The following is a 24,709-nucleotide window of genomic DNA, read 5'->3' on the forward strand; positions in this document are numbered from 1 at the left end:
CTAGGGCATGAGTCGCTGGGTTGACCAACCTGCTTCTGCATCAAATCGATATTCGAAGCGATCGTGCAGACGATTTTCTCCGCCCTGCCAGAACTCGATTTGTGAGGGTTTTACTTTGAAGCCGCCCCAGAAATCCGGTAACGGAATATCTTTATTGGCAAATTTGTCTTTCATTTGCTTGAACTGTGTCATCAGCAATTCGCGGCTCGAAATCGGCTGACTTTGCTGTGACGCCCATGCGGCCAATTGAGAATCTTTTGGACGAGACAGGAAATACTTTGCATTTTGTGCCACAGACAGCTTTTCTGCTACGCCACAAACACGTACCTGCCGCTCCATGAAAAACCACGGGAAGTGCAATGATATTTTGGGGTTCTCAGCCAGTTCTTTGGCCTTACGGCTACCCAGATTGGTGTAAAACACAAAGCCGTCGTGGTCATAGTCTTTCAGCAGCACGATACGTTGGGAGGGTTGACCACTAGCGTCTACAGTGGCGACTGTCATTGCCGTCGGATCGGGGATTTTCGCATCGATTGCTTCACCTAACCATTGCTTAAACAAATCAATGGGGTGCTGCGTTAACGCCTCTTCGGTGAGTCGCCCCATGGAATACTGACGTCGCATATCGGCAATCGACATGATTTTCTCCTAACTAACGCGCTTAATCTTCGCCATACCCTAGTGAACGCAGGGCACGTTCATCATCAGCCCAGCCAGATTTTACTTTTACCCAAAGTTCCAAAAACACTTTGTTGTCGAACAGGCGCTCCATATCCAGTCTTGCCTGCTCGCCAATGGTTTTCAGGTGCTTACCGCCTTTCCCGATCACCATGCGTTTTTGCGTTTCCCTTTCTACCAAAATCAATCCGTTAATTCTGTATACCCCGTTCTCAGCCAGCTTAAACTGTTCTATTTCCACGGTAGTGGAATAAGGCAGCTCATCGCCCGTGAATCGCATCAGTTTTTCGCGAATAATTTCGGCGGCCATAAAGCGGCTTGAGCGGTCGGTTATATAGTCTTCCGGGAAATAAAACTCGCTCTCTGGCTGACGTTTACGCACCAGTTCACGCAAGCGATCAACCTGTTTGGTTTGCTTTGCGCTCAGCGGAATGATTTCTTCAAAGTCATGCTTTTGCTGCAGTACCTGTAAATGCGCGATCAGGTCGTCAGGATTAGCCACTTTGTCTTGCTTGTTCACCACCAGAATGCACGGTAACCCTGACTGTTTTACCTTGGTCAGTACCATGTCATCGTCGTTGTTCCAGCGCGTGCCCTCAACCACAAACAAAATCAGGCTGACTTCGCCTAATGAGCTTGCCGCCGCCCGGTTCATTAAGCGGTTTATGGCACGTTTTTCTTCGCTGTGCAGTCCCGGCGTATCAACATAGACGGTCTGGCAATCACCGTCGGTATCAATACCCAGTATACGGTGACGGGTGGTTTGCGGCTTGCGGGAAGTAATACTGACTTTTTGCCCCAGCAAACGGTTCAGCAGTGTTGATTTACCCACATTTGGGCGGCCTACGATAGCAACCAGGCCACAACGGGTATTGCCTTGTGGCGAATCAGGTAATTCAGGCTGTTCAAAATCAGTCATTCATTAATGTCTCTAATGCCAGATTAGCGGCTTGTTGCTCGGCTTTCCTGCGACTGCTTCCCACCCCTTCCAGCGGTGAGTTCAGGTTGGCGACCTGACAATGCACAACAAATGTTTGTGCGTGGTCTTTACCCGTTATTTTCACTACCTCATAAACCGGCAGCGGCAGTTTGCGCGACTGCAAAAACTCCTGAAGGCGGGTTTTAGCATCTTTCGGATGCTCATTAGGATCGAGTTTATTGATCCTGCTTTTCCAGAGGTGCAGCACGACTTGTTCGGTTTGCTCGAGTCCGGCTTCCAGATAAATAGCGCCAATAATTGCTTCCATGGCGTCAGCAATGATGGAACTGCGGCGATGCCCACCGCTTTTCAGTTCACCCGGGCCAAGGTTCATCAATTCGCCGACATCTGACTCTCTGGCCAATTCAGCCAGTGTATCCCCTTTTACCAGGGTCGAGCGCATGCGGGTTAACTTGCCTTCCGGTACCTGCGGAAACTTGTCGTAGAGCTCTCTGGCGATGATCATGCCAAGCACAGCATCACCCAGGAATTCCAGCCGTTCGTTGTGTTGTTTGGCTGCGCTGCGATGCGTAAGCGCCTGCTTCAGCAGCCCGGTATCCTTAAATTCATAGCCAATTTGGCGCGACAGTTTTGCGTATGGGTTAATCCCTTGCATTACTGAATGCCACCAACACGGCTAAAGCGAACACCTGATGGGATCCAGGACGGCACCCAACTGCTAGCCGGGCGGTCGAACTCAAAGCTGATCCAAATAGCAACCGCTTTGCCTACCAGGTTTTCATCGGGCACAAAGCCCCAGAAACGGCTGTCACGGCTGTTATCGCGGTTGTCACCCAATACAAAATACTGCCCTTCAGGCACGATCCACTCGTTCATTTTTGTACCAGGCTGCGTGTAAAACTCACGCGGGCTCGCTTCACCGGTGGGGTGCTGCAGAATATCGTGAGAAACCTCACCCAATTGCTCTGTCATGCGCTTCAACGGCGCCAGGTGTTGCACGAATTCACCGCTGCTAACAAATTCTTGCGGCATGACCTTAAATTCTTCACATTGGCTACCCGATTCACAGGCCGGCTTTATGTAAACCTGCTTATTGCGATAGACCACAGTGTCACCCGGCATGCCGACCACACGTTTGATGAAGTCAACATTGGGGTCTTCCGGGTATTTGAATACAACGACATCACCGCGTTCCGGGGCACCGGTTTCAATAAACTTGTGACGGAAAACCGGATCTTTCAAGCCATAGGCATATTTTTCGACCAGGATAAAATCACCGACCAACAGGGTTGGCATCATGGAGCCAGATGGGATCTGAAACGGTTCGTATAAAAACGAACGCAACACCAAAACAAAGGCGATAACCGGGAAGATTTGCTGGGCAGTGTCTACCACGTAGGGCAGTTTGTCATCGGGTTGTAACGCAGATTCACCTAAACCGGAAACAGCCACACCACGTTCGCGACGTCTGGGGCCGAAATACACGGCGTCCAACAACCAAATCAGACCCGAACCTAACGTCAGGATCACCAGCAAAATCGAAAAATAATTAGCCATTACTTAGATACCTTAAGTACTGCAAGGAAGGCATCCTGTGGCAACTCCACATTCCCTACCTGCTTCATCCGTTTTTTACCTTCCTTCTGCTTCTGCAACAGCTTCTTCTTACGGCTCACGTCACCACCGTAACACTTAGCGATAACGTTCTTACGTAACTGCTTTACTGTGCTTCGCGCAATGACATGGTTACCAATTGCGGCCTGAATAGCAATATCAAACATCTGACGCGGGATTAACTCGCGTAGTTTTTCGACTAATTCCCGTCCGCGGTAAGGGGCATTCTCTTTGTGCGTGATGACCGCCAGCGCGTCGACACGTTCACCGTTGATCAGAATGTCCAGTCGAACCATGTCCGATACCTGGAATTTCTTGAAGTTGTAATCCAGCGATGCAAAGCCCCGGCTGGTTGATTTCAGGCGGTCAAAGAAATCCAGAACCACTTCGGCCATTGGCAACTCGTAGGTCACCGCAACCTGTTTTCCGTGGTAACTCATGTTGGTTTGAACACCACGCTTCTCAATACACAGGGTAATAACGTTTCCGAGGAATTCCTGTGGAACCAGAATGTTGGCCTCAACAATCGGCTCGCGCATTTCTTCGATGTCGTTAACTGCAGGGAGCTTTGACGGGTTGTCGACCTGAATGGTCTCGCCATCGGTTTTCAGTACTTCGTAAATTACCGTGGGTGCCGTGGTGATCAAGTCAAGATCGTACTCTCGCTCCAGACGCTCCTGAATGATTTCCATATGCAGCATACCAAGGAAGCCGACGCGGAAACCAAAACCCAGCGCAGCAGAGCTTTCTGGCTCGTAGAACAATGAGGCATCGTTCAGGCTGAGTTTTGCCAGCGCATCGCGGAAGTCTTCGTAATCGTCTGAGCTTACCGGGAACAAACCAGCATACACCTGAGGCTTCACTTTCTTAAAGCCGGGTAGCGGTTTTTCAGCCGGATCTTTTGCCAGTGTAATGGTGTCGCCCACCGGCGCGCCGTGAATTTCCTTGATACCAGCGATAACAAAGCCCACTTCACCGGCTTTCAGTACCGTGCGTTCCAGCGCTTTAGGCGTGAACACTCCGATTTTATCGACCTGGTGAACCTGCCCGTTGGACATAATTTTGATTTTGTCTTTTACGTTCAACTGGCCTTCAACAATACGTACCAATGACACAACGCCCTGGTAATTGTCGAACCACGAATCAACAATAAGTGCCTTGAGCGGCGTTTCCAGCTCGCCTTCTGGTGGTGGAATTTGCTTAACGATGACTTCCAGCACATCTTCAATACCAAGACCCGTTTTAGCTGAACAGCGCACGGCGTCTATCGCATCGATACCCACAATGTCTTCGATTTCTTCGGCTACGCGCTCTGGCTCAGCCTGAGGCAAGTCAATTTTGTTCAGGATAGGCACAACTTCCATATCCATGTCGATAGCGGTGTAGCAGTTGGCTACGGTTTGCGCCTCAACACCCTGCCCGGCGTCGACCACCAACAGTGCACCTTCACACGCGGCCAGTGAACGCGATACTTCGTAGCTGAAGTCCACGTGTCCGGGAGTATCGATGAAGTTAAGCTGATAGGTTTCGCCGTCGCGAGCTTTGTAATCCAGTGTTACGCTTTGCGCTTTGATGGTAATTCCCCGCTCCCGTTCCAGATCCATTGAATCCAGTACCTGAGCGGCCATTTCACGATCCGACAAGCCACCACAGTGTTGAATAAGACGGTCTGACAACGTGGATTTTCCGTGGTCGATATGGGCAATTATCGAGAAGTTTCTGATGTGCTTATGTTGCATAATGCTTGGAAATTACCTGCAAAAAATTAATCTAATGTCTGTACCGGCGCTGGTTAAACGCGAGCGATAATGGGCTGAGCTTCAGTTGAAGTCAGGGTCACAGACACATATTCAAGGCTGCGGATTTTACCTATTTATTGAGCTAAAAGCGAATGTAGTCGGCAACAAAACCGGATATTCACCGTCTAACAGGGGTTTTCTACTCAGCCGGAGTGCTTACGTGGTTAATTTTACTCACGATCACCGGCTCGTAGCGCCCGTTTCGCCGACGTTGTAAACGATTCGATACCCATTGAAATGCGAGCCAGGTAAACCCGCCAGAGACCAGAAAGACCAGCAGTTCGTGGAGTTCGGTCAGCTCGGTTAAGGTCAGTGCACTGCCAATTAAGACCAGCAGTGGCACCACGTACATCATCCAGGAAGCCGACAACAAATGTGCCTCAGGAATGCCCAGCGTCACCAGGTCACCGGCTTTCAGCGGTAACGGCGACACCAGATCAAAGGTTTGCTGTTTGGGGGAGAAGGCTTTTGCCACTGCACTGGTACCGCAGTCATCGGCCGCTTGACAGCTGCCACACGCGGTTTTCACCGATGCGCTAACAGTCACTCTATCGCCGTTGACTGCAACGACAGTGGCCGTCTCGGTGATCACCCTTTGGCTCCTGATGCACTCAACGAATGCGCGATTTCATTGGCTGTCGCAGGCGGTATTTTACCAATAACCGTGATTTGCACCTGACCATTAGTCAGCGACAAAAACGTATTGGTGGAATTGCGTAGCAGAACATCCGAGTCCAGCGAGTCCTGAGCGGGCTGTACGTAAACAGACACATCCACCAGCCCGTCACTGAACAGCTTGTACTCCACCACTTGTCCGGTCAGTGCCAGACGACGGGTCTCGCGCTTCACCTCTTGCATGCCCAGAGGGAGAAAACTGACATCCCACTCGTGCCGGCGTGACTGTGGCGTCATTGCTACCGCGGTTGGCAATGCATTTGGATTGATCTTGTTGAAATAGGTCGGTGGCGCTTCGGTCAAATTCACACCGGTTACCTGAACCTGCTCCAGTAACGTGCCCTGTAAGTCGACCATGTTGAGCTTTAATAACATGCCGGTTTGCTCGTCCAGCCACAACTGGTAATTGTAGCGATTGTTGTCGCGACTGACGATACGGATTTGCTGCGCTGCCCGGCCTGACACACGCGTGCGGCCTACGGTGATAAACTGATAGCCATCGGTGAGTGCAAGCGGGTCGTACAGCAGGTCACTGGGTACCGGGCCTGCAATCGCAGTGGCGTAGATACTGTAGGGTTGTGCATCAGGCTCGAACACGCTAACCACGTTGTTCAAGCGGATCATTTCCTGCCCTGGGCCGTTCTGTAAATTTAACTGTTCGACCTCGGTGCCATCTTCCAGAATCGCATGTCGCCACAAATACGGAATGACTTCCTGTCCCGGACGGGTTACCACATAGGACACTTCGAAATTACCGGTACGATTAGCCTCTGCCAGTCGCGTCAGCCACTGTTCAGGAGACAAAACGGCAGTCGACGTGTTTTGTGGCTCAACATATTGCTCGGGGGTTGGCGTAGCTTCCGCTGGCTCAGAGGCTATTTGCTCAGGAGATTCAGCATCACTTTGTTGTGCAAACGACACGGCTGACACCGCACATGCACCGGTCAGAAACAACAAACGCACGGTCGAAACCGTGCGTTTGATTAAATAACTCTTTGAAAACATATAAAAACTTAAGGCTGATTAGGATTATCTTCTGCTGTCTTGCCGGATTGCTCTTCTGCGCGTTTTAGTTTTAATTGTTGTTCGTGATCAGCGAGCAGCGCGTTAATTTGACGGCGCTTTTCAAGCAACGCTTCCATATCGTTGTTACGAAGCGTTTGGCTTTGTTCCAAACTTACCGGTGCCAGGCCTGCTTGCGCTGTACCACCAGTCTGGAACGTCGTGAACGGCTCAGTCGGTGCAGGCTGGTTCATCTGCTGAACACCCAGGATAACCGCGGCTGCCACAGAAGCGGCCACTGCAAACTGACCAGACTGGCGCATAAACGGCACAATTTTGTTCACACCTGGAATGGACTGCCATTTTGACTTAGGCGCCAAAACAGTGGCTTCATTTTCCAGCGCGGCGGCGACCTGAGCAGTAATGTCAAATTCTGGCATTACCGTCGCTTCTTTACGAAGACCACTGCGAATAACATGATAACTACGCCATTTGGCCTGTAGTTCACTATCGTTCTTCACACTGTCAATGAACTCAGCTTCGTTGAGTTCACCGTCCATAAAAGCCGATAATTTTTCGTGTTGCTGCGTCATAAAGTACGTTTTCCTGGTGCGACCTGGTTGCTATTCCCACAACCGGCTACCGTCTCAAATTCTACTGTACATCAAAAGTGGCGTATTGCCTACTTTCACGACTCCAGTAATGGTTGAATGACCTTATCAATCGCTTCCCTAGCTCTGAATATCCGGGAACGAACCGTTCCTACCGGACAAGCCATCACGTTTGCTATTTCTTCGTAACTCAATCCTTCGATTTCACGCAGGGTAATGGCCATACGCAAATCGTCGGGTAGCTTTTCCATGGCTCGAAACAATGTCGCTTCAAGCTCATCAGACAGCAATGACCGTTCGGGAGACGACTGCTCCTTCAACGCATCACTACCATCGTAGTAATCTGCTTCTTCTGCATCAACATCATTAGCGGGCGGCTTACGGCCTTGTGCCACTAAGTAGTTCTTTGCACTGTTTACCGCTATGCGATACAACCAGGTATAGAATGCACTGTCGCCACGAAAGTTGGGCAATGCCCGATAGGCTTTAATAAACGCATCCTGTGTGACATCTGCCACGTCACCGGTGTTCTTTACATAGCGCGAAACCAAATGCATCACTTTGTGCTGATATCGCGTTACTAACAGATTGAACGCATTTTTATCGCCCTGCTGGACGCGCTCAACCAGTTGTTGATCTGTAATCTGCTCGCTCATTCGAGCTATTTCTCCTACCTACTAAACTCAAACAGCTCATGCAAGCAAATGAGTAGACTGCGGGGTTTGCAAAAAGTTCGCAAAGTTTGTGATCTTTTTTTCAATCGATGAATTATTCAGGACGTAATAGTTTGAAAATACGGTCGGTATCCGCGTTTTCCTTTTACGTTTGCCCCGACTTTTATTAGACTTGCCGAAAATCACGCATTGTGACCGTAACCGCACATGAATTCAAATCCATCTTCTCCACAATCGCCATTATCTTCACCCGACTCAGCACAGGTAGCACCGGGCTGTGAACACAGCTGCGATGTTTTGATTATCGGTTCGGGTGCCGCCGGCCTCAGTCTGGCGCTGTCTCTTGCTAATTATTGCAGAATCATTTTATTGAGTAAGAGTGACTGTAACGAAGGCTCAACCCGTTACGCCCAAGGCGGTATCGCAGCGGTGTTTGACGAGCGCGACTCGATAGAATCTCATGTGGAAGATACCCTGGAAGCAGGCGCACATTTATGTGACGAAGACGTAGTGCGCTTTACTGCGCAAAATGCAAAATCGGCCATGGAGTGGTTAATTGCGCACGGCGTTCCTTTTGATCAGGAAAAATCTGACGACGGTGAAAATCGCTATCATCTGACCCGGGAGGGCGGCCATAGCTTCCGCCGCATCCTGCACGCGGCTGACGCAACCGGTGAAGCGTTACAAATTACCTTGAACGAAGCCGTATCTCAGCACCCGAATATCCATATTTTCGAGCGCTACAACGCAATAGACCTGATTAAAAGTAAAGAAAACCCAAACAGCTGTAAGGGCGCTTATGTTTGGAATCGCCGCAGAGAGCAGGTTGAAGTGATTCGCAGCCGCTTTGTAACCCTGGCAACGGGTGGTGCAAGTAAAGTGTACCAGTATACCTCGAACCCTGACGTAGCCAGCGGTGATGGTATAGCCATGGCCTGGCGCGCAGGCTGTAGAGTGGCGAATATGGAATTTAATCAGTTTCATCCGACCTGCCTGTTCCACCCTCAGGCCAGAAACTTTCTGATCACAGAAGCACTGCGCGGCGAAGGGGCGAAATTAGTCCGTCCTGACGGCACCCCGTTTATGGAAAAATTCGATCCTCGCAAAGAACTGGCACCGCGTGACATTGTTGCACGCGCCATCGACTATGAAATGAAGCGACTGGGTGCCGATTGTATGTACCTGGATATCAGCCATAAGCCAGCAGATTTCATTGTGAAACACTTCCCGAATATCTATCGGCGCTGTCGGGCGTTGGGCATTGATATTACCCGCGAACCCATTCCGGTTGTGCCGGCGGCTCACTACAGCTGTGGCGGGGTAATGACCGACCTGAATGCCAAAACCGATCTCGACAACGTATACGCAATCGGCGAAGTGGCCTACACAGGCCTGCACGGTGCTAACCGCATGGCCTCTAACTCATTGCTGGAATGCGTGGTGTTTGCCCGTTCTGCGGCTGAACATATTCTGTCACGCCTCGACGAGCCAGGCAGCAATGAACCGATTGCGCCATGGGACGAGAGCCAGGTAACTAACTCCGACGAAGAGGTTATTATTCAGCACAACTGGCATGAACTGCGTTTGTTTATGTGGGACTACGTTGGCATCGTGCGTACCAACAAGCGACTGGAACGTGCAATGCGCCGCATTAAATTGCTGGAGCAGGAAATCAGCGAGTATTACTCCAACTTCCGGGTAAGTAATAACCTGCTTGAGCTGCGTAATCTGGTTACCGTCGCAGAACTGATTGTGCGCTGCGCTATGCAACGTCAGGAAAGCCGTGGCCTGCATTACAACCTGGATTACCCTGATCGCGCGGAGTCAGCGACGCCGTCGGTATTAGTACCTCTGAAACGCCTGAGTAATCCGGAACCCGGAAACCTGACAGGCGGATTCGACCAATAACGACGCCCGCTTGTTAAGGCATTATTTACTATGGAACAGTCCGTTGTATTCTGGTTAGTCGCTATTGCAGGCGTGGTATTGACCGGTATCTCTAAATCCGGTTTTGCCGGGGGGATTGGTATAGCCACGGTGCCTATTTTGTCGCTGGTAATGTCGCCAGTACAAGCTGCCGCCATCATGCTGCCCTTGCTGATCCTGATGGACGGCTTCAGCCTCAAAGCCTGGTGGGGACAACAGAGTAATCATTATTTAGGGTTACTCATTCCGCCTGCCATTGCAGGTATTGTTGCTGGCTACCTGCTATTCGAATACCTGAATGAAGAGATGCTCAAGCTCGTCCTTGGAGTGATGTCTATGCTTTTCGCTCTGTGGGGCCTGGGCAATGGTTTGCAGCGCGTTACGTTCGGCTCCAGACTAGCGGGTCGCCTATTTGGTGCCATTGCGGGATTAACCAGCTTTGTTGCCCACGCCGGTGGCCCACCGGTTAACATTTATCTCTTAGCCAAAAAACTACCCAAAGCACAGTTTCTGGCGACAGCGGTGATATTTTTCGCCGTTATTAATGTCGTTAAATTAGTGCCCTATGCCATGCTCAATCAATTTAACACCGATAACCTGCTAATAGCGGCGTTACTGATGCCATTTGGCTGGGTGGGTGTACGTTTGGGACTGGTCATTCAACGTAAGCTGAATGATAAAGTTTTTTACCGCATTATTCTGGTGTTGCTGTTGGCGATTGGCATCAAACTGATTGCTGATGCCATGGGTTACTGATTCATTTTGCTACTAGCCAGCCGGGCTGCGCAGTGTGCCGCACATGTAGACAGTCGGCTCAGAAGTAGTCCCCTCGCTAAGCACTGAAAAACTAGTATTTTCGCTCGTTAGCCCCACTACCGCTTTCGCTTTACCCGGTAAAAACAAGGGGCGTTTAAACTGGATGTCAATCTCCTGCCCGCTGAGTTGACGGGATGCCTGCAGATCGGAAATTACCCGTGCTGCCGTCCACATTCCGTGGGCTATGGCACGTTTAAAGCCAAATAACTTAGCGGTCACCTGACTAAGGTGAATAGGATTGTAGTCGCCGGACACCCGCGCATAATGGCGAATCAGGCCGCCACTGGCCTGTATGGGTGTCAGTTCGCTTGTGTCGTCCGGCAGCGTCATATCGCGCTCTTCCCAGGCTGGTAAGCCCGTTGCAGAGTGCCCAGTGCGCGCCAGGTACGTGCCCACAGCAGCATACACTGGCTTACCTCGCTGTGTCGCCGTCACGACTACCTCAAATGCGTATCCCCGGCGGTGCTGAAACACCTGGCCAAAACGCACGATCAGTTCACATGGAATGTCCGGACGGCACTGCGTGTAGTCGGTTACCCGGTTACTGATATGAACCAGCCCCAACATAGCAAAAGGGCTTTGCGGACTGCTGATCAGTTTTAGTTGTAACGGCAAAGACCGGACCTGCCAGTAAAGCGGATGCATGGTGTCATCCTGTTGCCAGCCTGCCAGTTCACAGTATTTCTTATAGCGACGGGTATTGGGTAACAGGTTTTCCCACAGCACAGGGGCGCGCTGTAATCCCTCAACATCAGCCGCCGAAAAAGGCCGGGCTTTTTTCATCGCAGCTTGTAAATAAAGTCCTAACATCTAATTCAGTCCTTGGCGATAAATCGCTCTGGCAATTCGACGATAATGCTGATCATCAACCTGATCGGGCCAAAGCCACAGAAAACGGGTGACGTGTGAGCACTGCCCTTTAAGCACAACAAACAGCGCGAAAGGCGTCAGTCTGGATTGGTGAGAGACTGCCCAGCTTTCCTTCGAGGTTGTCGGAGCCACCGGTTGCTCTGAGTATTCGTGCCATTGCCCACTTTCACTCAGGGTAACACACATTGTGTTGGCAGGGTGGCGTTGTAACGGCCGGAAAATAGCTGCAACCACCAGCACACCCAGCCCCCAAAGCCAGACTGAATCAGTCACCCCTACAATGAATGCCATCGCCACGCAAAACTGTACCCATGGCCAGGCGTGGCGATACCGGGAAGGCTTGATTAAAAAGCTATACTTTAACTCGGTTAACAATGGTGCTTACCATGTGTGCCAGCGCTGGATCATCGCACTGTTGATGGCCCATAAACCAGGCAAATAAATCCGGGTCGTCGCAGGTAAGTAAGCGTTCAAAGGTTTCCTGATCCTGGTCGGAGAGATCGTGAAAGGCTTCTTCCACAAAGGGCTGCAGCAGAACATCCAGCTCCAGCATGCCGCGACGGCATGCCCACTTTAAACGTGCATAGCGTTTTTCAGTAAACATAGTGCGTGTTAATTCCTGTCTTCGTTGAGGCGGCAAATATACCACGGTTGCGTGGGGGTTGATACTGAACGAAAGATACCGCAGATCAGTTCAGTGAATCCGCCCTTCCCTTCACCGTTTGTGATTCCTGTTAACGATGCCTTGAAGTTGAGGAATTCTCCCCCACTATATGAACTTATACGAGGACAAAAACAGAGTATTCATGCAAACGATCGACCGCCTGAGTGAACTTGAAAGCAGCTTTGCTATTCCCCACGACCGCAACGTATTACTGGTTAGTGGAGAGGATGCACGCACCTTTTTACACGGACAAATTACTGTTGATGTGACCCACTTGGAAAACGGTCAGGTTCGTCGCACCGGCCATTGCGATCCAAAAGGAAAAAGCTGGAGTGTGAACCTGATCACACCCGTTGATGACGCATTACTGATAACCGGGCACGCCGTGGGGGTGGAAGCCTCGCATGCCCAGTTTAAAAAATTTGGCGTGTTTTCCAAGATTACTTTGGAAGATGTGACAACAGCATTTGCTGCGTACTTTATTAAAGGAGCCGAAGCCGAGTCTGCTGTGGCTTCAGTGTTTGGCGAACTACCCGACACGACCATGTCTGCTATCAATACACAAGCAGGCCTTTGCATAAGACTGGATTTACCGGATGGCGGACTACTCGTTCTGTGTAAAACAGACCACCTTGAAAATTTGCAGCAGGCGCTGAGCGACCAGGGTATTACCCTCTATCCACCAGCAGTGTTTGAGGCTCTGCAAATTCAGGCGGGGCTCCCTGAAATCAGTCAGCCAGAACACATTGGGCAGTTTGTACCACAAATGATGAATTTACAGGCACTCAATGGCATCGACTTTAAAAAAGGGTGTTACATGGGTCAGGAAGTGGTCGCCCGCACCCGGTATCTGGGCCGAAATAAACGAGCCGCTTATGTATTTCGTGTCGACCAGGCAATTAGTGGTATTGAGCATATGCAGTTAGAGAAGCAACTCGGCGAACACTGGCGCGGTGGCGGCACTATTTTAAAAGCTGCGACGATAGGCCAGGAAAGTTGGATCCTCGCCGTGTTGAGTAACGATACCACGGCCGAAGATACCTTTCGCCTGAATGAAAATCCCGACGCGCAGTTGATCCAATGCGACTTGCCGTATAGGCTTGAAGAATAGCGCACCATTTGGTGCTTCTACACCATCAATACAAGGTAACATTATGCAAATATCTGAAAACAGTGTGGTCGTGATGCATTACACTGTGAGCACGGAAGACGGCACAGAACTGGACACGTCTCGCAACGGCCAACCGCTTGCAGCGTTGTTGGGTAGCCGCTTTCTGATCAGCGGACTGGAAGAAGCGCTGCAAGGTAAGCAGGCTGGCGACAATTTCGCAGTCACCATCGGCCCGGAAAAAGCCTATGGTGAGCGACTGGACCAGTTAGTGCAGGATGTGCCCTTGTCGATGTTTAATGATTTGGAAGTGGAAGTAGGCATGTCTTTCCGTGCGACTACCGACCACGGCGAGCAGTCAGTTATTGTTATCGATAAAACCGACGACCAGGTAACTATCGACGGCAATCACCCGTTAGCGGGCATTACACTGTCATTTGAAGTCGATGTCATTGAAGTGCGTGAGCCAACGGCTGATGAATTACAGCACGGCCATGTTCATGGGCCGGGTGGCTGTGGCCACAACCACTAATTCGTTTTTTACAGACGTTGAAAAGGGGCTTTCAGCCCCTTTTTTTAATGCGTATTTTCAGGTTAGAAGATGCGATATTAAATCGCTTCGTCGTCCTGCTCAGAAGTACGGATACGAATGGCTTGTTCAACAGGATAAACAAAGATTTTGCCATCGCCGATTTTACCGGTTTTGGCGGACTTTAAGATAGCTTCAACGGCTACGTCTACCCGGTCATCGGTCAGGATAAGGTCAATTTTCACTTTCGGTAAAAAGTCTACCTGGTACTCAGCCCCGCGGTATAACTCAGTGTGGCCTTTCTGACGACCAAACCCTTTTACTTCCGTTACGGTCATACCGGCAATGCCTACGTCTGCCAATGCTTCTCGTACATCATCGAGTTTGAACGGTTTTATTATTGCTTCTATCTTCTTCATGTTCGCTTACTCATCGTAAATAGTCGGAATGGGTACACGCTTGTGCTGTGTTCTTTGATAAATATACAACAATTTCTCGGAGACTTCCGGTGCAACATCTTTGCCTTCCAGAAAATCGTCGATTTGATCATATGTCAGACCAAGCGCTTGTTCGTCAGCTTTCTGAGGAGACAAACTCTCCAGGTCTGCCGTAGGCGCTTTGTGAATGATCTTGGCCGGTGCGCCGAGGTGCTCAGCGACCTGTCTGACCTGACGTTTGCTCAGGCCAAATAGCGGTGCCAGATCGCAGGCTCCATCACCGTATTTAGTGTAAAAACCCGTGATATTTTCGGCAGAATGATCAGTACCCAATACCAGTCCATCTACCATGCCTGCTATTTCATACTGAATAACCATACGGGTGCGGGCTTTTACGTTCCCTTTCACAAAATCCTGTTTCGCTTCATCGGCAGGCAGCAGTCCGGCTGGCGCAAGCGCATCACACGTTTGTACATGTATCGCATCAGCACCGGGCTGAACGTTTACCGCAACAGAATGCGTAGGCTTAATAAAGTCAATAGATGCCTGCGCATCTTCCTCGTCGGCCTGCACCTGATAAGGCAGACGAACCGCGATAAACTGGTACGCTTCGTGATGCTCCTGATTCAGTTCATCAACAGCCAGTTGAGCCAGTCTGCCCAGCGTACATGAATCTATGCCGCCACTTATGCCCAAAACCAGTGAATTCATGCCAGATTGCAGTAAATGCTTTTTAATAAAGCCCACACGGCGGGTTACTTCATACTCGACATCGATAGCCGGGAGTACCTTCATTTCTTCAATAACGGCTTGTTTGTCCATGAGTCAGTCCAATTGCACTTTTTCAGATGTTTACAGTCTACGTTAAATGTAGGTCCTTTGTCAGCTTAGAAAATTCACCAAAGTCTATGAAATTTCACGTCTTAGTTGCTTGCAGCTATACGCAAAACATACCAAAGTGTCTATTATCATAAGCTTGACCCAGTTACATACGCTACACTACCGGTGAACAGATTATTTTTTTAGATTGAGTATGCGCCAGGCGGGATACACCTTACTAGAACTGATGGTTACAATTGCCGTGCTCAGCATTGTTATAGCGGTGGTTGTTCCTGGTGCCCGTGATTTAGTGAATCACACGCGACTTAGCAGCGAAATCAATGAATTGAGCAGCATGTCGCGACTGGCTCGCTTTAAAGCCATGGATGAACAATCCAACGTTATCGTATGCCCTACCAAAGACTTCAGCAGTTGTTCAACGAACTGGACCTACGGAAAAATGGCTTTTGTGGATATTAACGACGACGGCACACGCAATAGCAACGAAGCTATTCTGGCCTCGACCGAAATCATGAACGGCAGCCTGAAAATCTTCGCCCCCTCCCAGTCACTGGTTTTCGACAGACGCGGCGGTGCGAACGTAACCACCACCATTACACTTTGCGACACCACACTAAAAGCCTCTGCCGCAGTAGGACTCATCATTAACGGTTACGGCAAAATTGCCATTGCCGCCGACAGCGATGACGATGGCATTAAGGAAAACCACGCGGGTAATAAGTTGGCTTGTTCTTAAAGGGCATAGCGAGCAAAACACGCTTTAAGTTCAGTGCCATTTCTATTGTATTTATCCGATATTTCTCATACCAATTCGAGTTGAAGAATCCCAACGTTTCGGTTGAAGGCCTTATGAAACTCAAAACTATGAGTTTGTTCGCCTGCATTTCGGCTTTTATTTGGTGCTGTGCATTAGACAACCTGAGCTATTTTTATTGCCTCGTATTATCGGTAATTCCGATCAATATACGATTTGGCGATAGTTCATTTGATGTGACGTTACGAAATACCCAACGCTACAATGGCTATGCAGTGTTGAGTTACCCTCCAGTACTCTTTGCTAGCCTGTTAATCGCCCACCAGTGTTTTAGTGATTGACGAAAACCGATTAAGCATCCCGGCGTTTTGCATTTAAAAACAAATAGAGGTGGGAAGCCATTGCTCCGGTGCTGTAGGACAACAACACCATACCTTTCGCATTGTAGGACGTAAAAAGTAGCGACAAGCCAACGAAAAAAGAGAAGATAAAAAACCACACCATGCCTTCGGCTTTGGCATCCTGATCGCCCAGCACAACCTCGACGAATGGGCAAATTGCACCGCAAAGAAAGCCAACAGTAAAGTCTGACTCCGGAAATAAAGGAGCTAAGCCGAAGGCGAATAGCAGGGATATGAGTAGAGCAACCCGACTTCGAGCATGGTTAATCCACATCCTGAACTATCAACACGACCAACAGTATTCACTGGCAGCCAGGCTGCCGTCGTTGTTTTTGTCCCAGGCTTTTCTGCCATCGCTGAAGATATATAAATTACCATCGCCGGCCTGTGCTGTGCCACTAACGGGAATCGCTCTCAATTCAAAGCTGTTGCCGTCTGTGCTGACACTGGAAATGGTTAGCGTGTATTTTTTATCTGAAGCGGACTCAGTTGAAGGGGAATGTGTGGCATAAATTGCTGGCGCCCCGGTGTTTCCGCCGCCACTTGCCGCACCGTTGTAACTGAAAGTGGTCGCATAGTGGCGTTCCATTGCCGCGGCCAGACTCATTAGATCGGCTTTGGCGGTGCCGCGATTTGTGCTCACCATCATCGACTGATATGACGGATAGCCCACAGCGGCAATAATACCCACAATGACGACGGCAATCATTAACTCTATTAACGTAAACGCTGCTTGGCGTTGCATATTATTGCTCCACTTCTGTCGACCAGCTGCCTCGCATAACGCGCTGATATCGACCAAAAATATTCTGACTCAAACATTCAAATGCCGAGGTGCAGGCTTCTTCATTGCCCTGGTCATCAATAGGCACTACGGCTGAAACACACTCGGTACCCAAGCATATAGTGGGGTTAGACGCATCTTCAATCAATATTTTGGTATCTGGTGCAATGCCCGTTTGTGTGAGTGTAGCAAACCGATCGTCATTGGTGAGGTCGCCGTCCGCATTTAAGTCTCCGGCGGCGTTACCGTCCAACAAATTAACCAGATACGCGCGACTGTTACCAGCCGGAGGCGCACAGGCACTGGTGCTGCTGGCGGCAGGCACATACGTTGTGAAAAACACTTTGTAGTTCACAATAACCGGCGACGACAAGACCTTTTCACCGGCTGTTTGCAATTGCAGATACCAGCCTTGCTTAGAGGCATAATCACTAATGGCAACATTGCGAGTAGCATCGTCACTGGCCGTCAGAGCATGACTGGTTGCATCGAACAAGTCACTCTCGGTAATGGTACTAGGGAACGTAAATTCACCACTGGTGTCTGGCGTGAACACCCCGGTATCCTTGATCATATAGAATCGGTCATTCACCACCTGGTCCAGCGGATTTGCACGCCAGCCGCTGCCTACAACGACGGCGTAAAAGTTCTGGCTGCCCAGCGTGACTTCAGATACGTCAACACCGTAATAGAAGTGGCGGTTGTCACCATTCGACGAAGCGGCAAGGTCTGCAATGCGCTGACCTTTAATAAAATCACTGCCTGACTTCCCGTTATAGATATCAAACCGGAATATCTGGCCGCCCATGTCCGTTGCATACAGGTGGTCTGCCAGACCGTCGTTGTCTCTGTCAATTGCCGCAACATGGCCCGGAATTGAATAGGTCATTTCTGATAAATTCAGGTCGGCACTCGCGTTGGAGGCCTGCCACAACAACGCACCGGTATCGGCATTGAAGATCATCACGGCGTTTCCTACCGCATCGGGTGTCCGTGTAGGGTGGGTATCCTGCCCTTCATCATAACCACCACCAACAATCATCACGTTATACACAGTGCCGCCCATGTTCATTTTGGTGATGATGGGGCGAGACCAGGTTTGTCCCAGTTTCTCAAGGCCTGCGCTGCCACCGTCGATGGTAAACACCAGGCTTGGTGACGTTTTAGACGTGATATCAAATACGTAGTAATTACGTCCACCGCGACGCATTCCCACGTAAAGGTATTTTTTATTGTTGAATTCACGCAACACCATGTGGCCGTCCAGTCCGTAGATGTGCTGATAACTGGACGCATCCTGATAAAAGTCCTTGGCGTTGGCTAACATCTCCTTCGGTGCAACGGCAAAGTACTCGTAACCCGTATCGGCGTCAAAAGCATGGAGATAACCATGGTTAGTCGCAATGTAAATAACGGAGTCATTGGTCCCATAATTCACAATAACGGGCTGTGAGTGAATGGGATCGCCCATTTGCAGGCGCGCTTCGGTTAAATCGCCGTCACCATCGAAGTCGCGTAAATCAATGCCCCTGCTCCACTGTAGCAACTGCGTACGTAAACCACTGGGATCGCTTTCCGCATCGGTATCCATATCGGCCGTTGAAATGTTTGAGTTGTTTTCGTGGACCTGATTACTGCTCTGGATAATGGACCCCGGACCGTCAAAGAAATAAATATTGCGACTGCCGTACAGCAAGGAAGCAGCGCCACCTTCGCGGACATCCGCTCCGTCCAGCGTGGGTGACCAATAACTGTGTGAACTATCGGCAAAGAAGCCTGTATTTTCATCGATTGCGACCAGACCATTCTGGTCGAACACCTGATCACCGGAAATACGGTATTTTTTCAGGTTGCCTGGCCACAAAGTACCTTCGGCTGGCTTAAACAACGCGTAGTACAGCTCGTCCTGGTGGGTCAGTCGGTTCAACTGGTTTACCGCCACACCAGGAGATACGAAGGTAGCATTAACGTCTTTCACAGAACGCAGGATTGTCTGAAATGCCGTTAACAGGTCAGCACTGTTGCTGGCAGTATAAAACCCACCACCGCTATTCAGTGCCAGTCTGTATAAGAAGTTATTCGCGGTATTGTTAGCGGCAAAACCAATGGTATGCGTAGTGACTTTGGCATTAATGGCTGAGCTTGCCGACTTACTGATATTTGATACCAGGTCCAATCCACAGAGTTCACCTGAGCTGGCAGACTGACAAGAGGTGCTCAGTAGATTTTGAATCTTTGACGCGCTATGGTTGCTGTTTGCCTCACCGTCTGACAGCAACACAATATGGTTGTTGGTTTGGCACTGTAAGTCCTGTACAGGGCTAATGTAAGTTGCAGGGCTGGGAATGTATTCCCCCACGCAATCACTGTCGCTCAGGTTTTCCTCGCCACAACCATAGGGGCGAACGGCATCTGCGCCCGTATAAGAGTCTCTGTGGCTAACCCGGGTGTTTCTTCTTACTGTTGTTGACGTAGACGACTGCCCGCGGCTCAAGCCATAGTCAACATTCAGTCCGCCGTAATACAGTGATGCCTCGTACAAGGTATCCACAATGGGTGTATAACCACTGGCCGCTAAATCATCGACTTTACTGATCAGCAAATCCCGCACAGTTAGCGAACTACCCGCTTGCGCGTTACCGCTGAACTGCACATACAAACGCGGCGCTGCAGATGGCTTACCCGTGTAGGAGTATGCACCTCTGACATTTGAAAAATTACTCAAAACAAATCCCAGTGCATTGCCGGCCTGCCAGCCACCTCGGCCCACAATACTGTTTATAATACTGCTGACATCAACAGTCTGATAAGAGCGGTTTTTACGAAAACTCGGCATCGACCAATTGACCCCCGCGGTTTTAGCCACGTTTTGCAGGTCGTAGCGGCCGTGGTTGCGGAAGTTGCTAATATCGTCGGCATCGATGCCCTGAATTAACATGGATGCGCCGCTGCCATAATCTGAGTCATACGCGGTAAATTCAATATAAGCTGATGATACGGTAGCGCCTTGAGGTATGTTGACTGACTCGAAACGCAAGCCAATGTAATTATTCGAGGAGCTACGAAAAGTGAGTTCGCGGCCTGTCGATTCGCGTCCCCGGGTATTTTCTTCTACATTATTGTACTGGTCAGAAATCTGATACTGCGCATCTTCCGCAATACACCCCGTAGCAGTAGTTTGATCGTATTCAATAATAAGCTGAGGAGCGTTTCCCGTTCCGTCATCGTAGCCTATGACCTTGCGTGAACTGGCTGTGGTATTTCCCTGAGCATTCACCAGTAGCGTTAAGGCATTTCCTCCGCACCAGGTCGACAAGTCGATAATTTCCTGAATTACGGGTGTAATATCAGGCGTACTAACTTCTTCTCCGGATGCCGGAAAGTCATTACCTGTGCTCCAGTCCACAGTGGCCGTTGTTTGCGTTTTCGATGTTATTGAGCCTGAGCCGGTAGTAAGCGCTGCAGAGTTTCCGGTACTTTCACCAGCAATCGTAATAGTAGTATCGGCAATGTTGTACTGGGCCGAAGTAAACTTGAGGTAAGCGGACGTTATGACCGCACCTTGGGGAATATTCAGTGATTCAAAACGAAACGCCGAGGTAACAGGCGTTGTAGAGTAACTGATCACAATGTCGTCCGACGTGGTGTTCACGCTCGAACTCATTTCATAACCATCATTCTGCGAACCCGCCGTTGACGTACTCATTTGTACGTCGATGGTTTGGTTGATATTCGTGACCGGATACAGGATCGGGCCACCATAATCAGAAAAACGCATCAGGCCGGCATTAATATTCGTCGCTTGTCCAAGTGCCGTTTTCAGCGCGTTTTGCACGCGCAGCATGCGGGATTCCGAGCCACCGTCCATCGACCCCATACTGCCCGACGTATCCATAATAAACAGCACGTTGGGGTTGTAGGTTTGTGCGCTGTTTGACGTCCCGATGAAAATATCCAGATCATCTGCAACAGCGACATTCAGAAATGTGATAAGAGAAAAGCTGCACAACCAGCTGATATTGCGAAATTTCATTACTGCGCCTCCGTTGAAGGGCCAAAGACTGCAACGGTCAGCGTGTTCGCTTTCGTAACCCGCTTCCCTTCAATTTGACCGCAACCTCGAATAACAAACACGTGGCAGCGTAATCCACCGCTACCAATAACATTACTTGAACCCCGGCAAGGTCGCTCGACCACAAACGCGGTGCGCGACCAGCTGTTTACGTCTGGCTGTGAATGAAACTGGCCTGACGCTGTGTGCTGTTGCCCTTTCGACAACCCACTGGCAGTTAACTGACGATTAGTCCAGTCTGCGCTATTGGCACACGCAAGGTTGGCATTAGCCGGGTCAAACTGCGTTCCCTGACGCGCTGCAGTAAGCGGGTCATCAACATTGTCATCGGTTAAAATGGTGTCGTCTTCCGATTCAAAGATAACACCGGCGATCGCCGCTTCCGCCGCATCGAATGCCAGCCCCTGAGCCTGCACCGAACTGGCCATTTTGGTTTGACTCACACTGCTACTGACTGCCGCTACGCCAAGCAACGTGACACACAATAAAAAGACCAGGGCAATCACCAGCACCACACCTTGCTGAGACTTCATAATGCTGCACTCCCAACATAGTTCAGGCTGTTGCGCAGTGCTACCGACACGGCAAATACCTGATAATAATGTTTTACATCCAGGGTTAACGGCGCTTCTGAGAGTAACCGGACCTGATTCGTCGCGGTATTTTGAATATTGGTAGGCTCGCTTTTCAGCAATAGCTCAATGCGAACGCTAACAACCTGCTGATTGGCAAGGCGGGCAGCGGCAAGCTGACTGGCGTCGACAAACTGGACTACCTGACTGTTGTTGTTATTCACGTCGTCAGACAAGCCATATTCCACCTGAAAGCTGGCGACATTATCGAGGATTACCACTTCACTGCTTGGCGTACTATTCCCTACCAGCCCTCGTAAATAACGGCCGCTGTAACCAATACACTTCAGTTGATCACCGTCTACAAAATAACGGTTAACTACATGCATTTCCTGCGGTGACACCAAACCAAATGAATTCCCTGTGCAGTCTTCTCCCGCCAACAAATTCACCACCACTTCATCACTGTTTGTACTGCTACCTTCTGTACTGCCGACGGTAGCCTGCGCATTGTAATCCCCTGGCAACGCAATCGGCTGACTTTGCACGAAACTCGCTTCCAACAACAAATCCACCGAATTGTCTACGCTGGATACCGTGGTGTCGTACCTGCCCGCTTCCATCAACTCTTCTTGCAGACGCATTGAAATATAACGCCCTGACTCCTGCACTTCAGCAATGGCCTGATTCAGGGTATTGGTGGCACGCGTACTAACCAATACCTGGATCACACCCACGGTTAGCATGAGTCCCAGCAACATGGAAATCATTAGCTCCACCAGAGAGAAACCCGACTGCGCTCTCACAGCGTGATCTCCTTAATGACACACGCACGATTAGTGCTGCCGGTAATAGCGCAACGGGAGTCGGCCTGAACGCTGTTACCGGTGCTGGATTTCACCGGCCAGCTGACCGCAATACTAATGAGGGAACCGGATGAGCACAGTTTAGCGTCGCCGGCATCGCGGTCGTTACATGTTACGTTTAACCACATATTCGGATTACTGCGCACTGCCTGACAGCTGGCTTCCCAACCGGTAAACGACGCCAGGTCGTTCACCGAGCATTGCGCGCCTCTGCAATTCGGGATACCCGCAGGCAGGGTCAGGCAAAGGCATTGGTAATTATCGCTGTTGGCATTACAGGTCACATTCTGAAAATTGTAGATATTAGAGTTCAGGAAGGCATCGTCAAATTCCCAGCCGTCGTCGGTGGTTGACGGTTCTGCAACCGCAACGAGCTGCTCCGCCACATAGCGAGCGACCAACTCTCCCTGACTGCGACTGACCGACTGCACGTTGTTAAAGGTACCGGTGAACTGCAAAGAAGCCACGCCCAAGAGACCAACAGACAGTACGAAGAGACTAACCAGAATCTCCATCATACCGACGCCGGCCTGGGTGGTGTGACGCTGTCTTATCATTTTCAATACCTGTTGTATTCGGTTTAATTGGAATGTCGATTACAGCCTGTGAATACGTATTTCACCGGGCCACACGATTCAACATCTACTATTACGTACTAGCATAGTAGATAAATTCACTCAAAATTGCATGAGAATAGGGTAGCTGTGGAGGCTGTTTCGTATAAGTTTGAATAACTGTCCTGAACGCGCACAAAACCTACCCCAACGCACAGCTGTGTTATCGGAAACGCGCAAGTATTGTTTAGTTTCGGTTATCAGCGCGGGGACCCTATGCAACAAACTAAAACGGGGCAGCACACACAAACGAGGCAATACACGCAAACAGGCAGGTCACTCATTGAACTGCTGATATGTCTGGTCGTGTTGTCGGTTTTGCTGGTTAAAGGGGTAAGTAACTATGCATCAATGCAAAAGCGCCAACATCTCATTGGTGCCGCGCAGGCCAGCTACTTTTTTCTGCAGCGGGCCAGAAGCGAATCGATTCGGGCAAATGCCACTATTCACCTGGACATTAACCCTGTTGGTAAAGCATGCCTGGGGCTTAGCGAAATTCAGGGATGTCAATGTGACCTAATTAACAGCTGCCTCATAAACCACCAGCAAAACGTGCTTCACTTCGCAGAATATCCCGGTATTACCATCACCAACGTGTCTTTCGGTAACCCGCCACAAAGTCGCTTTACCGCTCCAAGAGGCATGGCAACTGGCTTTGCAGGAAGCCTGCAACTTAGCAACGGTGAGCACACGCTTAAACTACTCCTGAGTAATATGGGTAGAGTGCGCATTTGCACAACCACACCGCCCTTTTCCCCTTATAAGAGTTGTTAGCAACGAAATTGGATCGCAATGGTATCCAGAACTGGTAGTATGTGCGCCATATTTGCCTGCGACAGCTATTCTGCTGAAATCTGTCGTTCGCTGTTTAACATCCGGAATTCTCATGGCACTTAAAGCGACCATTTTTAAAGCTGATCTATCCATATCGGATATGGATCGCAATTATTACAACGACCACAATTTAACCATTGCCCGTCATCCATCAGAGAACGATGCTCGCATGATGTTGCGTATTATTGCGTTCATTGTTAACGCCCACGAGCGCCTGCAATTTACCAAAGGATTGTCCGACGATGACGTACCGGATTTGTGGCAAAAGAGCTTTAGCGATGAAATTGAACTGTGGATTGAGCTTGGCCAGCCGTCTGAGCAGCGTATCAAAAAAGGCTGTAACCAAAGCCAACACATGATGATTTATGCCTACGCCGATAACAGTTTTGATGCCTGGTGGAAGAAAGAACAATCCAAATTACAGGCCAGAAACAACTTGTCTGTCTTCACTTTACCTGCCGACCTGGTAAGTACACTGGAAAATGTGGTGCAGCGCTCAATGCAGATTCAGGTCACGATTCAGGATGGGCAAATATGGCTCACGGTAGAAGGCCCGGACGTCACCGAAAGCGTTGAAGTTGCCATTGAGAAATGGCTTTAAACTTACCAAGTGGGTTACGCTAACATAA

Annotated in this window: 27 protein-coding genes; 7 read left to right on the top strand and 20 right to left on the bottom strand. The window is 49.8% G+C overall.

Annotated features, from left to right (window positions below):
* The 9 genes from pdxH to rpoE all read right to left on the bottom strand — a co-directional run bounded on the left by pdxH (position 1) and on the right by rpoE (position 7,975).
* Entirely contained in the window at positions 1-639 is a 639-nt protein-coding gene (gene pdxH / locus BUB81_RS11705) for a pyridoxamine 5'-phosphate oxidase (protein ID WP_073322951.1), read from the bottom strand.
* A 22-nt stretch (positions 640-661) separates the two neighbouring features.
* Positions 662-1,597, bottom strand: coding sequence for a GTPase Era (gene era / locus BUB81_RS11710; RefSeq protein ID WP_073322952.1), 936 nt, complete (start codon positions 1,595-1,597; stop codon positions 662-664).
* Positions 1,590-2,273: a ribonuclease III gene (gene rnc, locus BUB81_RS11715; protein ID WP_073322954.1), complete on the bottom strand. Its 684-nt coding sequence runs from the start codon at positions 2,271-2,273 to the stop codon at positions 1,590-1,592. The genes era and rnc overlap by 8 nt, the downstream gene beginning before the upstream one ends.
* Positions 2,273-3,175, bottom strand: coding sequence for a signal peptidase I (gene lepB, locus BUB81_RS11720; RefSeq protein WP_073322956.1), 903 nt, complete (start codon positions 3,173-3,175; stop codon positions 2,273-2,275). The genes rnc and lepB overlap by 1 nt, the downstream gene beginning before the upstream one ends.
* Complete coding sequence (gene lepA, locus BUB81_RS11725; RefSeq protein ID WP_073322958.1) at positions 3,175-4,971, bottom strand: translation elongation factor 4; 1,797 nt, start codon at positions 4,969-4,971, stop codon at positions 3,175-3,177. The genes lepB and lepA overlap by 1 nt, the downstream gene beginning before the upstream one ends.
* Before the next feature lie 199 nt (positions 4,972-5,170).
* On the bottom strand, positions 5,171-5,623 hold the full coding sequence (locus BUB81_RS11730) for a SoxR reducing system RseC family protein (RefSeq protein ID WP_073322960.1): 453 nt from the start codon (positions 5,621-5,623) through the stop codon (positions 5,171-5,173).
* Entirely contained in the window at positions 5,620-6,669 is a 1,050-nt protein-coding gene (locus BUB81_RS11735) for a MucB/RseB C-terminal domain-containing protein (RefSeq protein WP_245819187.1), read from the bottom strand. The genes BUB81_RS11730 and BUB81_RS11735 overlap by 4 nt, the downstream gene beginning before the upstream one ends.
* A gap of 50 nt (positions 6,670-6,719) precedes the next feature.
* Positions 6,720-7,301 (bottom strand): sigma-E factor negative regulatory protein, encoded by a 582-nt coding sequence (locus BUB81_RS11740; RefSeq protein WP_073322964.1) that lies wholly within the window; start codon positions 7,299-7,301, stop codon positions 6,720-6,722.
* A gap of 95 nt (positions 7,302-7,396) precedes the next feature.
* Positions 7,397-7,975, bottom strand: coding sequence for an RNA polymerase sigma factor RpoE (rpoE, locus tag BUB81_RS11745; protein WP_073322966.1), 579 nt, complete (start codon positions 7,973-7,975; stop codon positions 7,397-7,399).
* Positions 7,976-8,200: 225 nt separating this feature from the next.
* On the opposite strand from rpoE, the gene nadB reads away from it, so the two are divergent.
* Both nadB and BUB81_RS11755 read left to right on the top strand, forming a co-directional pair.
* Positions 8,201-9,901: an L-aspartate oxidase gene (nadB, locus tag BUB81_RS11750; RefSeq protein WP_073322967.1), complete on the top strand. Its 1,701-nt coding sequence runs from the start codon at positions 8,201-8,203 to the stop codon at positions 9,899-9,901.
* Positions 9,902-9,931: 30 nt separating this feature from the next.
* The gene (locus tag BUB81_RS11755) at positions 9,932-10,675 is read left to right on the top strand and encodes a sulfite exporter TauE/SafE family protein (RefSeq protein ID WP_073322969.1); all 744 of its coding nucleotides are present in this window, start codon (positions 9,932-9,934) and stop codon (positions 10,673-10,675) included.
* Positions 10,676-10,687: 12 nt separating this feature from the next.
* On the opposite strand, the gene BUB81_RS11760 is transcribed toward BUB81_RS11755, so the two are convergent.
* The 3 genes from BUB81_RS11760 to BUB81_RS11770 are packed head-to-tail and all read right to left on the bottom strand — an operon-like array spanning position 10,688 to position 12,209.
* A complete protein-coding gene (locus tag BUB81_RS11760) occupies positions 10,688-11,545 on the bottom strand; it encodes a MaoC family dehydratase (protein WP_073322971.1) in 858 nt (285 codons plus the stop codon).
* On the bottom strand, positions 11,546-11,980 hold the full coding sequence (locus tag BUB81_RS11765; RefSeq protein WP_139241571.1) for a protein YgfX: 435 nt from the start codon (positions 11,978-11,980) through the stop codon (positions 11,546-11,548).
* A complete protein-coding gene (locus tag BUB81_RS11770) occupies positions 11,958-12,209 on the bottom strand; it encodes an FAD assembly factor SdhE (RefSeq protein ID WP_073322975.1) in 252 nt (83 codons plus the stop codon). Before BUB81_RS11770 ends, BUB81_RS11765 begins: the two co-directional genes overlap by 23 nt.
* A gap of 202 nt (positions 12,210-12,411) precedes the next feature.
* Between BUB81_RS11770 and ygfZ the strand changes: the two genes are divergently transcribed.
* Positions 12,412-13,380, top strand: coding sequence for a CAF17-like 4Fe-4S cluster assembly/insertion protein YgfZ (gene ygfZ, locus BUB81_RS11775; protein ID WP_175555806.1), 969 nt, complete (start codon positions 12,412-12,414; stop codon positions 13,378-13,380).
* Between the two features lie 43 nt (positions 13,381-13,423).
* On the top strand, positions 13,424-13,909 hold the full coding sequence (locus BUB81_RS11780) for an FKBP-type peptidyl-prolyl cis-trans isomerase (protein ID WP_073322979.1): 486 nt from the start codon (positions 13,424-13,426) through the stop codon (positions 13,907-13,909).
* A 77-nt stretch (positions 13,910-13,986) separates the two neighbouring features.
* Here the strand turns inward: BUB81_RS11780 and BUB81_RS11785 are convergent, their stop codons facing one another.
* Together BUB81_RS11785 and nadE are read right to left on the bottom strand one after the other, a co-directional pair.
* On the bottom strand, positions 13,987-14,325 hold the full coding sequence (locus BUB81_RS11785; protein ID WP_073322981.1) for a P-II family nitrogen regulator: 339 nt from the start codon (positions 14,323-14,325) through the stop codon (positions 13,987-13,989).
* A gap of 6 nt (positions 14,326-14,331) precedes the next feature.
* A complete protein-coding gene (nadE, locus tag BUB81_RS11790; RefSeq protein ID WP_073322983.1) occupies positions 14,332-15,165 on the bottom strand; it encodes an ammonia-dependent NAD(+) synthetase in 834 nt (277 codons plus the stop codon).
* Between the two features lie 211 nt (positions 15,166-15,376).
* Between nadE and BUB81_RS11795 the strand changes: the two genes are divergently transcribed.
* Complete coding sequence (locus tag BUB81_RS11795; RefSeq protein WP_073322985.1) at positions 15,377-15,919, top strand: GspH/FimT family pseudopilin; 543 nt, start codon at positions 15,377-15,379, stop codon at positions 15,917-15,919.
* 369 nt (positions 15,920-16,288) lie between these two features.
* On the opposite strand, the gene BUB81_RS11805 is transcribed toward BUB81_RS11795, so the two are convergent.
* From BUB81_RS11805 to BUB81_RS11830, 6 genes are read right to left on the bottom strand one after another with little or no spacing between them, the layout of a single operon-like run.
* Complete coding sequence (locus tag BUB81_RS11805) at positions 16,289-16,612, bottom strand: hypothetical protein (RefSeq protein WP_073322989.1); 324 nt, start codon at positions 16,610-16,612, stop codon at positions 16,289-16,291.
* 9 nt (positions 16,613-16,621) lie between these two features.
* The gene (locus BUB81_RS11810) at positions 16,622-17,083 is read right to left on the bottom strand and encodes a type IV pilin protein (protein WP_073322991.1); all 462 of its coding nucleotides are present in this window, start codon (positions 17,081-17,083) and stop codon (positions 16,622-16,624) included.
* Between the two features lies 1 nt (position 17,084).
* Positions 17,085-21,155: a PilC/PilY family type IV pilus protein gene (locus tag BUB81_RS11815; RefSeq protein WP_073322993.1), complete on the bottom strand. Its 4,071-nt coding sequence runs from the start codon at positions 21,153-21,155 to the stop codon at positions 17,085-17,087.
* The gene (locus BUB81_RS11820; protein WP_073322995.1) at positions 21,155-21,727 is read right to left on the bottom strand and encodes a pilus assembly PilX family protein; all 573 of its coding nucleotides are present in this window, start codon (positions 21,725-21,727) and stop codon (positions 21,155-21,157) included. The genes BUB81_RS11815 and BUB81_RS11820 overlap by 1 nt, the downstream gene beginning before the upstream one ends.
* Positions 21,724-22,572 (bottom strand): PilW family protein, encoded by an 849-nt coding sequence (locus BUB81_RS11825; RefSeq protein ID WP_084526496.1) that lies wholly within the window; start codon positions 22,570-22,572, stop codon positions 21,724-21,726. The genes BUB81_RS11820 and BUB81_RS11825 overlap by 4 nt, the downstream gene beginning before the upstream one ends.
* Positions 22,569-23,189: a PilV family protein gene (locus tag BUB81_RS11830; protein WP_073322997.1), complete on the bottom strand. Its 621-nt coding sequence runs from the start codon at positions 23,187-23,189 to the stop codon at positions 22,569-22,571. Before BUB81_RS11830 ends, BUB81_RS11825 begins: the two co-directional genes overlap by 4 nt.
* A gap of 273 nt (positions 23,190-23,462) precedes the next feature.
* Between BUB81_RS11830 and BUB81_RS11835 the strand changes: the two genes are divergently transcribed.
* Together BUB81_RS11835 and BUB81_RS11840 are read left to right on the top strand one after the other, a co-directional pair.
* A complete protein-coding gene (locus tag BUB81_RS11835; RefSeq protein WP_073322999.1) occupies positions 23,463-24,020 on the top strand; it encodes a hypothetical protein in 558 nt (185 codons plus the stop codon).
* Between the two features lie 112 nt (positions 24,021-24,132).
* The gene (locus tag BUB81_RS11840; protein WP_073323001.1) at positions 24,133-24,681 is read left to right on the top strand and encodes a YaeQ family protein; all 549 of its coding nucleotides are present in this window, start codon (positions 24,133-24,135) and stop codon (positions 24,679-24,681) included.
* Positions 24,682-24,709: the final 28 nt, after the last annotated feature.

The sequence above is a fragment of the Marisediminitalea aggregata genome, from assembly GCF_900129565.1.
GTDB lineage: Bacteria > Pseudomonadota > Gammaproteobacteria > Enterobacterales > Alteromonadaceae > Alteromonas > Alteromonas aggregata.